A 12,833-nucleotide genomic window follows, 5' to 3' on the forward strand; every position below is an offset into this window, starting at 1 on the left:
GCTGTCGTCCCGCTGACGACGAAGGCCGCCCGTCGAAACGGGCGGCCTTCGTCGTCAGCTGTCGCGTCAGAGCGCGAGCGCGGTGCGCAGCAGCTCGGCCTGCTCAGCGGCGTGACGCTTCGCGGAACCGGTCGCGGGCGACGCGGACGCGGTCCGCGACACGTTGCGGACCGTCCGGCCCTCGAGGTGCTTGGCGGCCTCGAGACAGATGAACGGCCACGCACCCTGGTTCTCGGGTTCGTCCTGCACCCAGACGATCTCGGCGTCCGGGTACTGGGCGACGACCGCGTTCAGCTCCGCCGCGGGGACCGGGTAGAACTGCTCGACGCGGACGAGGGCGATCTCCTCGTTCGGCTGCTTCTGCAGTTCGCTCAGCAGGTCGTAGTGGATCTTGCCGGAGTGCAGCAGCACCCGCTTGACCGCCGCCTTGTCGGTGATCCTGGCGTCGTCGATCACCGGCTCGAAGCGACCCGAGGTGAAGTCCGCCACCGGACTGGTCGCACCGCGCAGTCGCAGCATCGCCTTCGGGGTGAAGACGACGAGCGGGCGGCGCGGGCGTGCGTACGCCTGACGGCGGAGCAGGTGGAAGTACGACGCCGGGGTCGACGGGCGAGCGACGGTCATGTTGTCCTCGGCGCAGAGCTGGAGGAACCGCTCGATCCGTGCGGACGAGTGGTCGGGCCCCTGTCCCTCGTAGCCGTGGGGGAGGAGGAGCGTGACACTCGACCGCTGCGACCACTTCTGCTCCGCGGAGGAGATGAACTCGTCGATGATGGTCTGCGCGCCGTTGGTGAAGTCACCGAACTGCGCCTCCCACAGCACGAGGGCGTCGGCCCGCTCGACCGAGTAGCCGTACTCGAAGCCCATGACCGCGTACTCGCTGAGGAGCGAGTCGTAGATCCAGAACCGTGCCTGGTTGTCGCTGAGGTTCGCGAGCGGCAGCCACTCCTGGCCGTTGACCCGGTCGTGGAGGACCGCGTGACGCTGCACGAAGGTGCCGCGTCGGGAGTCCTGACCGGACATGCGCACCGGGGTGCCCTCGATGAGGACGGACCCGAGGGCCAGCAGCTCGCCGAAGCCCCAGTCGATGTTGCCGTTGCGGCTCATGTCGAGGCGCTTCTCGAGCAGCTGCTGCACCTTCGGGTGCACCGTGAAGCCGGCCGGCTTGTTGTTGAACGCGTCGCCGATCAGCTGGACGACGCCCTCCGAGACCCCGGTCGTCTCGAGCTCGCCGGAGTAGCCGTCCTCGTCGAGGACCTCCGTCGGGACCGGCGTCGGCGAGGTCTGCTCGGCATGCGTCTCCATGAAGGCGCGCTCGAGGCGGTCCTGGAAGTCGCGGTGAGCGGCCTCGTACTCCTCCTCGGTGATGTCGCCACGACCGACGAGCGCCTCGGTGTACAGCTTCCGGACCGAGCGCTTCGCCTCGATGAGGCTGTACATGAGCGGCTGCGTCATCGACGGGTCGTCGCCCTCGTTGTGGCCGCGTCGGCGGTAGCACACGAGGTCGATGACGACGTCGCGCTTGAACTCCTGGCGGTACTCGAAGGCGAGCTCCGCGACCCGGACGACGGCCTCGGGGTCGTCGCCGTTCACGTGGAAGATCGGTGCCTGGATGGTCTTCGCGACGTCGGTGTTGTAGATCGAGGAACGGCCCTCGCCGGGAGGCGTCGTGAAGCCGACCTGGTTGTTGATGACGACGTGGACCGTGCCACCCGTGCGGTAGCCGCGGAGCTGGGACAGCTGCATCGTCTCGAGGACGACGCCCTGACCGGCCATCGCCGCGTCGCCGTGGATGAGGATCGGAAGGGTGCCGAACGCGCCGATCGGCCCGCGGTCCTGCTTCGCGCGGACGATGCCCTCGAGCACGCCGTTCACGGCTTCGAGGTGCGAGGGGTTCGCGGCCAGGTAGACCGGGATCTCGCGGCCGTCCTCGGCCTTGAACGTGCCCTCGGTGCCGAGGTGGTACTTCACGTCGCCGGAACCGTGGCTCGCCGGGTCCTGCGTGCCCTCGAACTCGCGGAAGATCTGGCCGTACGTCTTGCCGGCGATGTTCGTGAGGACGTTGAGGCGGCCGCGGTGGGCCATGCCGATGGCGACCTCGTCGAGCTGGGCCTGGGAGGCACCCTGGAGGATGGTGTCGAGGAGGGCGATGGTCGACTCGCCGCCCTCGAGGCTGAAGCGCTTCTGGCCGACGTACTTCGTCTGCAGGAAGGTCTCGAAGGCCTCGGCCTCGTTGAGCTTGCCGAGGATGCGCATCTGCTCGTCGTGCGTGGGCTTCTCGTACTTGCGCTCGACCTTGCTCTGGATCCACTTGCGCTGCGCGGGGTCCTGGATGTGCATGTACTCGATGCCCGTGGTGCGGCAGTAGGAGTCGCGCAGGACGCCGAGGATGTCGCGCAGCTTGGCCGTGCGGGCCGAGCCGAAGGCGCCCGTGACGAACTCGCGGTCGAGGTCCCAGAACGTGAGTCCGTGGGTCTCGATCTCGAGGTCGGGGTGGGAGCGCTGCACGTACTCGAGCGGGTCGATGTCGGCCATGAGGTGGCCGCGGACGCGGAACGCGTTGATGAGCTCCTGGACGCGCGCGGTCTTGTCGACGGCGTCGGCGAGGTCGACGCTGATGTCGGGCGACCAGTGGATCGGGTCGTACGGGATGCGGAGGGCCGCGAAGATGTCCTGGTAGAAGCTGCGGCTGCCGATGAGCAGCTCGTGCACGACCTTGAGGAACTCACCCGAGCCGGCACCCTGGATGACGCGGTGGTCGTAGGTGCTCGTGAGGGTGATCGTCTTGCCGATCGCGAGCTCGTTGAGCGTGCGCTCGGAGGCGCCCTGGAACTCGGCCGGGTACTCGAGCGCGCCGGCGCCGATGATGCAGCCCTGGCCCTTCATGAGGCGGGGGACCGAGTGGACCGTCCCGATGCCGCCCGGGTTCGTGAGCGAGATCGTGACGCCCTGGAAGTCGGCCCCGGTCAGCTTGCCCTTGCGGGCGCGGGTGACGAGGTCCTCGTAGGCGGACAGGTATTCGTTGAACGTGAGGGTGTCGGCACGCTTGATGCCCGGCACCATGAGGGCGCGCGAGCCGTCGGGCTTCGGCAGGTCGATGGCGATGCCGAGGTTGATGTGCGCGGGCGCGACGACCGTCGGCTTGCCGTCGGCCTCCTCGTAGTAGACGTTCTGGCTCGGGAAGTCCTTCAACGCCTGGATGAGCGCCCACCCGATGAGGTGGGTGAAGCTGACCTTGCCGCCTCTGGCGCGCTTCAGGTGGTTGTTGATGACGATGCGGTTGTCGATCATCAGCTTCGCGGGGATGGTGCGCACGCTCGTCGCGGTCGGGACCGTGAGGCTCGCGTCCATGTTCGTGGCGAGCGACTTGGCCATGCCCTTCAGGACCGTGACCTTGTCGACGTCCTCGGGAGCGGGCTCGGTCTGGTCGCTCTTCGGCTGCTGGACCTGGTTCGGGCTCGTCATGGGGGCGTCGGCCGGGATCGGGGCCGGCTTCGCCTGCACCGAGGTGGTGCGGGCCACCGGCTGTGCGCCGATGACCTGGATCGGAGCCGTCGGCGGGTTGACGCGGTTGGCGGCGTCCTCGGAGGAGGCTGTCGGAGCGGTCGCGCTCGCACCTCCGGCAGCCGCGCCGGCACCGGCCTGCTCACCCGTCGTTCCCTGGGCGGCACCGTTCACCGGTCGGTAGTGCTCGAGGATCGGCCACCAGGAGCGGTCCACGGAATCCTTGTCGACGAGGTACTGCTCGTACATCTCGTCGACGAGCCACTCATTGGCTCCGAATTCGTTCGTTGCGCCGTCATCGGCGCCCACTCCGGTCATCTGGCTCGACACCGTCGATCGCCCACTCTCTCCGTTGAATTCTTGCTGTTTGCGGGCAGGGAACATGCCCGCACGATCCAGTCATCAAGCCTAAACCCATTCCGCCGTCGGCGCGGCTCGGACGCCGCTCGGGATACGGTGTTCTCATGCGGTTCATCGGTGAGATTCCCAGCCACGACCTGACCTACTCGGACGTCTTCCTCGTCCCCAGCCGCTCGGGGATCACGAGCCGGCTCGACGTCGACCTGGCTCCGGACGACGGCACCGGCGCCACGATCCCCATCGTCTCGGCCAACATGAACTCCGTCACCGGCCCGCGTCTGGCGGCGGCACTCGCCCGCCGCGGCGGGCTCGGCGTCCTGCCCCAGGACATGCCGCTCCAAGACCTCGATGCGGCGATCCGCTGGGTCAAGGCACAGCCCGTCGCGTTCGACACCCCACTGATCATGCGCGACGACCAGACGGCCGCCGAGGCCCTGCGGCTCATCCCCGCGGTCGCCGGCCACGGCATCGTGCTCCACGACGAGCACGACGCGTTCGCCGGCTGCATCCCGGCCGCCCGACTCGCCACGGCGCTGCCCGACGCGCGGCTCGGCGACCTGGCACGGGGTCCGCTGGCCTCGATCGACGCCGACGACGTCACCGGCGGCCGAGCCGCCTTCGACCTCATGGTGGCGGCGGACGTCGAGTTCGCGCCGGTGCTGCACCACGGCGCGGTCGTCGGCACGTTGAGCCGCACCAGCGCGCTCCGGTCGACCATCTACACCCCGGCGCTCGACGCGTCCGGCCGTCTCCGGGTCGCCGCGGCCGTCGGCATCAACGGCGACGTCGCGGCGAAGGCGAAGGCGCTCGCCGCAGCCGGCGTCGACGTCCTCGTCATCGACACCGCGCACGGCCACCAGGAGGGCATGCTCCGGGCCATCGCCGCCGTCCGGGCGCTCGACCTCGGCCTCCCGATCGTCGCGGGCAACGTCGTCTCGTCCCTCGCCGTGCAGGACCTCGTCGACGCCGGTGCCGACATCCTCAAGGTCGGCGTCGGCCCCGGCGCGATGTGTACGACGCGCATGATGACCGCCGTCGGGCGTCCGCAGTTCTCCGCCGTCCTCGAGACGGCCGCCGCAGCACGCGCGCTCGGCGCCACGGTCTGGGCCGACGGCGGTGTCCGCTACCCGCGCGACGTCGCGCTCGCGCTCGCCGCCGGTGCGAGTTCCGTGATGATCGGGTCCTGGTTCGCCGGCACGATCGAGGCCCCGGGCGAACTCCAGCGCGCCGCCGACGGATCGATCTACAAGGAGAGCTGGGGGATGGCGTCGACGAAGGCCGTGCACGAGCGCTTCGGCCGGCTCGACCCGTTCGAGCTGGCCCGCAAGACCCTCTTCGCCGAGGGCATCTCCTCCTCGCGCATCACGATCGACCCGCTGCGGCCGTCCGTGGAGGACCTCCTCGACATGATCACCGCGGGCGTCCGCTCCTCGTTCACGTACGCGGGTGCCGACACGGTCCCCGGCTTCCACGAGCGCGCGATCGTCGGCGTGCAGTCGGCGGCCGGGTACGAAGAGGGCAAGGCGCTGCCGGTCTCCTGGTGAGCCACGGGGCGGGCGCACGACCAGGTGCGACGGCCACGGACGCGATGGGATGATGGACGCATGGTGGTGGACAAGCACGAGCACGGGTTCGGTGTCGGCATGCAGGTGTTGGTGCTCGTCGACCCGGAGACGGACCCGTCGACCGGGGCACGCGTGTCCGGCGTCATCGTCGCGCCGGGCCGACAGCGCGCGGCGGCCTTCATCTCGGTGTGGACCGACCGGTTGACGACGTGGATCGTCGAGTTCGACGAGCCCTTCGTCGCCCCGGACGGCAGCGGCCCGCACGAGTCCGCCGAGGTCCGCGAGACGTACCTGATCCCGGCGCCGTTCACCGAGGAGTCCGCACCCGTCACCGTGTGACGGAGATCCTCGTCAGGCGAGGGAGCGGTCCATGATCGCCGAGGAGAGCGCCTCGACCGGGCCCGAGGCGGCCAGGGGGTTGGCGAGCAGCGTGAAGTCGACGCCCCCGAGGGGCGGCAGCTCGAGTCGGTTGCTCAGCATCACGAGGTCGCTCGGGATGAGGCTGCGGGGGAAGACCGCGACGCCGAGGCCGGCGCGGACGGCGGCGAGCACCCCGTTGACCTCGCGGGTGCTGCAGGTGATGCGCCAGGTGCGCCCGGCCGCTTCGAGCGCGTCGATCGCGAGCTGCCGCGACAGGCTCGGGTCCTGGTAGGCGATGAGGGGGATCGGCTGGCCGGGCTCGATGGCCGTCTTCTCGAGGCCGACCCAGACCATCGAGTCGGTCCGGACGAGCTTCCCCTCGTTCTGACCGGGGTGCATCTTGATGAAGATGAGGTCGAGCGCGCCCGCCTTCAACCGGCGGTAGAGCGGCCCGCTCTGGTTGACGGTCAGTTCGAGGTTGAGCTGCGGGTGGCCCTGCCGGAAGTGACGCAGGATCCGGGGGAGCTGGGTCATCGCCAGATCGTCGGCCGCCCCGAAGCGGAGGCGACCGCTCATCGCGGAACCGGTGAAGTAGCTCTCGGCCGCGGCGTGGGCGGCCAGGATGGTCCGCGCGAACCCGGCCATCGCATCGCCGTTGTCGGTCAGACGGACGGCCCTCGTGTCGCGGACCACGAGCCAGCGCCCCGCGGCCTCCTCGAGGCGGCGGATCTGCTGGCTGACCGTCGGCTGGCTCAACCCGAGCTGCGCGGCCGCCCTGGTGAAGTTCCGCGTCTCGGCGACGGCCAGGAAGGTGCGGAGGAGCGCCGGGTCGAACATGGGTCACCGATCATTCGGGAATCGAATAGGACTGATAGGGACCATCCTGCTCGGAAATGGTGGGCTCGGCAATAGCGTGGAGGGGAGCCTCCGGCCCCGGCCGGGCTCCACCCATACGACACGCACTCGACATACGAAACGCTGGCTCTCTCCGTGACCCCTCCCTCCGACACCGCCGTCGCTCCACCACCACCCACCGCACCCATGCCGATCGTGGGGGAGCGTCCCGCCTGGCGGGACACCTTCTCCTCGCTCCGCGTCCCGAACTTCAGGCTCTTCACGATCGGGCACATCGTGGCGACGACCGCGATCGGCATGCAGCGCATCGCACAGGACTGGCTCGTCCTCGAACTCTCCGGCAGCGTCGCGGCCGTCGGGATCACCGTCGCCATGCAGTTCGCGCCGATGCTCCTCTTCGGACTGCTCGGCGGCGTCATCGCCGACCGCTACTCCAAGCGCGTGCTGCTCATGATCACGCAGTCGCTCGCCGCCGCACTCGCCGTGGCGCTGTCGATCCTGACGCTGAGCGGCGCCGTCGAGGTGTGGCACATCTACGTCATCGCCTTCATGCTGGGGCTCGTCACCGTCGTCGACAACCCGGCTCGTCAGGTGTTCGTCAACGAGCTCGTGGGACCCGCCAGGCTGCGCAACGCGATCAGCCTCAACTCCGCCGTGTTCCAACTGGGGCAGCTCGTCGGACCGGCGGTCGGCGGCATCCTCATCACCGCCGTCGGGTCCGGATGGTCGTTCGCGATCAACGCGCTCGCCTGCTCGGGCGTCGTCCTCACCCTCGCCCTCATGCGGGTCTCCGAGTTGGTCCCGACACCCGTGCTCGCCAAGGCGAAGGGGCAGCTCAAGGAGGGGCTCGGTTACGCGATGCGGAAGCCGGCGATCCGGTGGACCGTCATCATGGTCGCCTTCATGTCGGTGTTCGCCTTCAACCTGCCCGTCCTCCTGGCGGCCTACGCCTCGGACGTCTTCGACATCGGTGCGAGCGGCTACGGATTCCTCAACTCCCTCGTGGCGGTCGGCGCGCTCACCGGCGCCCTCGCCTCGACACGGCGCGGCGGGGTGAACCTCCGCATCGTGATCGTGGCGGCGGCGTCGGTCGGCGTCCTGCAGGCAGCCGCAGGGGCCATGCCCGTGCTCATCCCGTTCGCGCTCCTGCTCGTCGCCGGCGGCGTCGCGAACCTCCTCTTCATCACCGCCGCGAACTCACTCGTCCAGCTGTCGTCGAACGTGGCGATCCGCGGACGGGTCATGTCGCTCTACATCCTCGTGCTGCTCGGCGGGCAGTCGATCGGCGGTCCGCTCATGGGGTGGATCGTGGAGGTCGCCGGAGCGCACGTCGGCATGATCGTCTCCGGTGGGGTGCCGGCGCTCGCGGCGGGGCTCATCGGTCTGCGGTTCCTCCTCCTGCGCCGCCGCCGGACACGCGCCGCGGGGCGTCGCGTCGGCACCGACGAAGCTGAGAAGAACCCCGGGAATCCGGGGTCCACGGCGACGGAAGTCCGATAGACTCGTCCGCACAATGGACGACCCTCCTTCAGACAGATCCCCCGGCCACCATCCCCGCTTCGACCTGATCCGACCCACTGCGCCGTCGGCTCGATCCGGCGGCCGTTCCCTCCGTCCGGCGTCGACCGGCCAGCTCGGACAGGACCGGCATGTCTGAGTGGATCATGCTCGGTGTCGGCCTCGTCCTGACGATCGGCACCGGCTTCTTCGTCGCCTCCGAGTTCGCCCTCGTGAACCTCGACCGCGCGGACCTCGAGGCTCGCCGCGATCGCGGTGAGAGCCGCCTGACGATGACGATCGCGGCGCTCAAGATCACGTCGACGCACCTGTCGAGCGCGCAGCTCGGCATCACCCTCACCACGCTCCTCACCGGGTACACGATGGAGCCGGCGCTCTCCTCGATGCTCGCCGGTCCGCTCGGAGCGCTCGGCATCCCCGAGGCCGTCGTGGCCGTCGTCGCGACGATCGTCGCCATCACCGTGGCCACGCTGCTCAGCATGATCGTCGGGGAGCTCGTCCCGAAGAACTTCGCGCTCGCACTGCCACGGCAGACGGCCAAGTTCGTCGTGCCGTTCCAGACCGCGTTCACCTGGGTGTTCAAGCCGGCCATCGTCGTGCTGAACGGCAGCGCCAACGGGCTCCTGCGGTCGGTGGGCATCGAGCCCAAGGAGGAGCTGTCCGGAGCTCGGACGGCCGAAGAGCTCTCCTCGCTCGTGCGCCGTTCCGCGCTCGAGGGCACCCTCGAGGCCGACACCGCGACCCTCCTGAACCGCACGCTCCGCTTCTCCAACCTCGACGCCTCCGACGTCATGACGCCGCGCCCCCGCGTCGCCTCGATCCAGCGGGGGGAGCCCGCTCAGGCGGTGCTCGCGCTTGCACGGGCGACCGGGCACTCCCGCTTCCCGGTGACCGACGCCGACGCCGACGACATCACCGGTGTCGTGCACGTCAAACAGGCCATCGCGGTGCCCCGCGACCGGCGTGGTCAGGTGCCGGTCTCGGCGCTGCAGTCGCCGGCGCTCCGCGTCCCCGAGACGATGAAGCTCGACGTCCTGCTCTCGCAACTGCGCGGGCGCGGCTACCAGATGGCCGTCGTCGTCGACGAGTACGGCGGCACGGCCGGCGTCACCACGCTCGAGGACCTCGTCGAGGAGCTCGTCGGTGAGGTCGCCGACGAGCACGACCGGTCGCGCGCCGGCGTCGTCCGCGGACGGGACTCCACCACCTTCCCCGGCAGCCTCCGTCCCGACGAACTCCTCGAGCGCGCCGGTGTGCGCGTGCCGGAGGACGGTCCGTACGAGACCGTGGCCGGCTTCGTCATGAGTGAGCTCGGACGCCTCGCCGTCTCCGGCGACGTCATCGAGCTCGAGGACGGCACCCTCCGCGTCGAACGACTCGACGGCCGCCGCATCGATCGGATCCGATTCACCCCGAGACCCGTCCCCACGGAGGAAGGTGGTGACGCATGAGCGACTGGGCAGGAATCGCCTGGCTCGTCGTGCTGCTGCTCGCGAACGCCTTCTTCGTCGGCGCCGAGTTCGCGGTCATCTCCGCACGACGTTCGCAGATCGAACCGCTCGCGGAGCAGGGCAGCCGGAGCGCCAAGACCGCCCTCTGGGCCATGGAGCACGCGACGCTCATGCTGGCGACGAGCCAGCTGGGCATCACCGTCTGTTCGCTCCTCATCCTGAACGTCTCGGAGCCCGCGATCCACCACCTCCTCGAGGTGCCGCTCGCGCTCACCGGTTGGCCGGAGGAGACCATCGGCACGGTGGCGTTCGTCATCGCGCTGCTGCTCGTGTCGTACCTGCACGTCGTCTTCGGCGAGATGGTCCCGAAGAACCTCTCCTTCTCGATCCCCGACCGCGCGGTGCTGCTGCTCGCACCGCCGCTCGTGTTCGTCGCGCGGGTCTTCCGACCGATCATCGTCTCGCTCAACGCGATCGCGAACGCCGTCCTCCGGTTGTTCCGGGTCGAGCCGAAGAACGAGGCGGCCAGCGCCTTCACACTCGACGAGGTCGCGACGATCGTCGACCAGTCGACGCGCGAGGGCGTGCTCACGGACGCCACCGGTGCGCTCGTCGCCGCGTTCGAGTTCACCGAGAAGAAGGTCCACGACGTGGCCCTTCCACTCACGAGCCTCATCACCCTGACGGAGGAGGCCACCCCCTCGGACGTCGAGCGCGCCGTCGCGAAGTACGGGTACTCGCGGTACGTCATCGTGGACGAGGAGTCGGTCCCGATCGGCTACCTCCACCTCAAGGACGTGCTGCGGTACGACGACCTCGACGGCACCGGCGACGAAGAGCGCCCGGTACCGGCGAAGCACATCCGTCAGCTCGTGTCGGTGTTCGAGGGATCGGACGTCGAGGACGCCCTCACGACCATGCGTCGGTCCGGCGCCCACGTGGCGCGGGTGTTCGACGAGGCCGGCGCCACGACCGGTGTGCTCTTCCTCGAGGACATCATCGAGGAACTGGTCGGCGAGGTGCAGGACGCCACGAGGCGCCGCTGACCGGCATCGCCCACGCAACAGACAAGACGGCCCGCACGCGATCGCGTGCGGGCCGTCCTCGCGTGGACCGCGTGGTCAGCCGCGCGGCTTCGCCCGTTCGTACTGGCCGGGCCAGGCGACGTCCACACCGAGCTCCGAGGCCGCGCGCAGCGCGAAGTGCGGGTCGCGCAGGGCTTCGCGCGCGACCATGACCGCCTCCGCCTGGCCGTCGGCGACAATGGCCGCCGCCTGCTGGGCGTCGGTGATGAGTCCGACCGCGCTGGTGTCGACACCGGTGGAACCGATGTGCGCCGCGAACGGCACCTGGTACCCGGGGGAGAGCGGGATCCGGACGCCACCGACGGCACCGCCGGTGGAGATGTCGAAGAAGTCCGCACCCCGCTCCGCGCACCAGGCGGCGACGGTCGCGGTCTGATGCTCGTCCCAGCCGTCGTCCACCCAGTCCGTCGCGGAGAACCGGATGAACAGCGGCATGCCGTCGGGCAGCACGGCACGCACGGCCTCGACGACGCGGAGCAGGAGTCTGGCGCGACCCTCGAGCGACCCGCCGTAGGCGTCCTCGCGGTGGTTGACGAGCGGGGAGAGGAACTGGTGGAGGAGGTACCCGTGTGCGGCGTGCAGTTCCACGACCTGGAAGCCGGCGTCGACGGATCGGACCGCTGCAGCGCGGAAGTCGTCGACGACGCGATCGATGCCTGCCTCATCGAGCGCGGCGGGGACGTCGTATCCCGGGAAGGCCTCGGCTGACGGGGCCACCGTCGGCCACCCACCCTGGTCGAGCGGGACGCTGCCCGTGCCGTCGGTGCCCCACGGGGCGAAGGTGGAGGCCTTCCGGCCGGCGTGCGCGAGCTGGATGCCGGGGACGGCGCCCTGTTCGACGATGAACGCGGTGATGCGGCGCCAGGCGTCGCGCTGCTCGTCGTTCCAGATCCCGGCGTCCTGCGGGGTGATCCGTCCCTCCGGGCTGACGGCCGCCGCCTCGGAGATGACGAGCCCGAAGCCGCCCGCAGCGAACTGGCCGAGGTGCATGAGGTGCCAATCGGTCGGGACGCCGTCCTCGGCGGTCACGCTGTACTGGCACATCGGGGCGACCCACAGGCGGTTGGGGATGCTGCGGTCGCGGATGGTGATCGGATCGAACAGTGCGGGCACGGAACTCCTCTGGGACGGGCGACAGGGTGTCGCCTCTGGCGCAACGTCGCGGGGGCCGCTGCGATTCCCGTCCCGGTCGGCGGTGACTGGCTAGGGTGAAGGCATGGCCGAACCCCGACACTGGACCCCTGCCGACGCACGTCACTGGATCGCCGTGCCCGACGCCGAATCGGACAAGTACTCCCGAGGCGTGCTCGGGATCGTGACCGGATCCGACCACTACCCGGGCGCAGCCGTCATCGGTGTCGAGGCGGCGATCCGCACCGGCGTCGGCATGGTCCGCTACCTCGGCGCGGACCGCCCGACCGAGCTCGTGCTGCAGCGACGGCCGGAGGTCGTGACGGCGGAGGGCCGGGTCCAGGCCTGGCTCATCGGCTCCGGCATGGACCCCGGCAAGCTCACCCGCGCGGAGAGCGCGCTCCTCGACGCCGCCCTGCACGGCGGTGAACCGGTCGTCGCCGACGCTGGATCCCTCCGTCGCGTCACGGCCGGGGCCCACCAACGTGCGTTCGGGGTCGACGAGTCGTGGCGCATCGTCGCGACGCCGCACGTCGGGGAGCTGGCGACCATGCTGAGTGGCCTCGGGAGTCCGGCCGATGTCGAGGCGATCCGCGCTGAACCGGTGCCGTACGCCGCGGACGTCGCGGCTCGACTCGGCATCGTCGTGGTGCTGAAAGGCGGGACCACCCATGTCGTGTCGCCCGACGGCGAGGCGATCACCGTCGCCGGAGGATCGCCCTGGCTCGCGACCGCCGGCACCGGGGATGCGCTGGCCGGGATCATCGGGGCACTGGTGGCCACCAACGCGGAGCGCGTCCTCGCCGACCCGGCCTCGCTCGCGAGCATCGCCGCGAGCGGGGTGCTGATCCACGCCGCCGCCGGGGATGCGGCCGCCGTCGACGGCCCGCTCGCCGCGCTGGACGTGTCCCAGGCCGTCCGCGGCGTCGTGCACGGTCTCCTCTCCTGAGCGCGTTTCAACCGACAGACGGCGGACAACTCCCAGAACGCTCATAGCTCGCCCA

9 protein-coding genes are annotated in these 12,833 nt (G+C 70.1%); 6 read left to right on the forward strand and 3 right to left on the reverse strand.

Annotated elements, in window-relative coordinates; all coding sequences use genetic code 11:
- Nucleotides 1-66 precede the first annotated feature (66 nt).
- On the reverse strand, nt 67-3,834 hold the full coding sequence (locus ASE44_RS15585) for a multifunctional oxoglutarate decarboxylase/oxoglutarate dehydrogenase thiamine pyrophosphate-binding subunit/dihydrolipoyllysine-residue succinyltransferase subunit (protein WP_200921127.1): 3,768 nt from the start codon (nt 3,832-3,834) through the stop codon (nt 67-69).
- Between the two features lie 134 nt (nt 3,835-3,968).
- Here ASE44_RS15585 and ASE44_RS15590 point away from each other — a divergent pair, with 134 nt between their 5' ends.
- Nucleotides 3,969-5,408, forward strand: a complete 1,440-nt coding sequence (locus tag ASE44_RS15590; RefSeq protein WP_056012609.1) for a GuaB1 family IMP dehydrogenase-related protein — start codon at nt 3,969-3,971, stop codon at nt 5,406-5,408.
- 60 nt (nt 5,409-5,468) lie between these two features.
- Nucleotides 5,469-5,768, forward strand: coding sequence for a hypothetical protein (locus ASE44_RS15595; RefSeq protein ID WP_056781729.1), 300 nt, complete (start codon nt 5,469-5,471; stop codon nt 5,766-5,768).
- 12 nt (nt 5,769-5,780) lie between these two features.
- On the opposite strand, the gene ASE44_RS15600 is transcribed toward ASE44_RS15595, so the two are convergent.
- Nucleotides 5,781-6,626, reverse strand: coding sequence for a LysR substrate-binding domain-containing protein (locus tag ASE44_RS15600; protein WP_056012604.1), 846 nt, complete (start codon nt 6,624-6,626; stop codon nt 5,781-5,783).
- A gap of 153 nt (nt 6,627-6,779) precedes the next feature.
- Between ASE44_RS15600 and ASE44_RS15605 the strand changes: the two genes are divergently transcribed.
- From ASE44_RS15605 to ASE44_RS15615, 3 genes are all read left to right on the forward strand, one after another.
- Nucleotides 6,780-8,144 carry an MFS transporter gene (locus ASE44_RS15605; protein ID WP_235522663.1) on the forward strand — a complete coding sequence of 455 codons (1,365 nt, stop codon included), beginning with the start codon at nt 6,780-6,782 and terminating at the stop codon, nt 8,142-8,144.
- A gap of 149 nt (nt 8,145-8,293) precedes the next feature.
- Nucleotides 8,294-9,613 carry a hemolysin family protein gene (locus ASE44_RS15610; RefSeq protein WP_056012599.1) on the forward strand — a complete coding sequence of 440 codons (1,320 nt, stop codon included), beginning with the start codon at nt 8,294-8,296 and terminating at the stop codon, nt 9,611-9,613.
- Nucleotides 9,610-10,659 carry a hemolysin family protein gene (locus ASE44_RS15615; protein ID WP_056012595.1) on the forward strand — a complete coding sequence of 350 codons (1,050 nt, stop codon included), beginning with the start codon at nt 9,610-9,612 and terminating at the stop codon, nt 10,657-10,659. Before ASE44_RS15610 ends, ASE44_RS15615 begins: the two co-directional genes overlap by 4 nt.
- A 75-nt stretch (nt 10,660-10,734) precedes the next feature.
- Here the strand turns inward: ASE44_RS15615 and ASE44_RS15620 are convergent, their stop codons facing one another.
- The gene (locus tag ASE44_RS15620) at nt 10,735-11,811 is read right to left on the reverse strand and encodes an NADH:flavin oxidoreductase/NADH oxidase (protein WP_056781734.1); all 1,077 of its coding nucleotides are present in this window, start codon (nt 11,809-11,811) and stop codon (nt 10,735-10,737) included.
- Nucleotides 11,812-11,914: 103 nt separating this feature from the next.
- Here ASE44_RS15620 and ASE44_RS15625 point away from each other — a divergent pair, with 103 nt between their 5' ends.
- Nucleotides 11,915-12,778, forward strand: a complete 864-nt coding sequence (locus ASE44_RS15625) for an ADP/ATP-dependent (S)-NAD(P)H-hydrate dehydratase (RefSeq protein WP_056781736.1) — start codon at nt 11,915-11,917, stop codon at nt 12,776-12,778.
- Nucleotides 12,779-12,833: the final 55 nt, after the last annotated feature.

The sequence above is a fragment of the Plantibacter sp. Leaf1 genome (assembly GCF_001421315.1).
Lineage (GTDB): Bacteria > Actinomycetota > Actinomycetes > Actinomycetales > Microbacteriaceae > Plantibacter.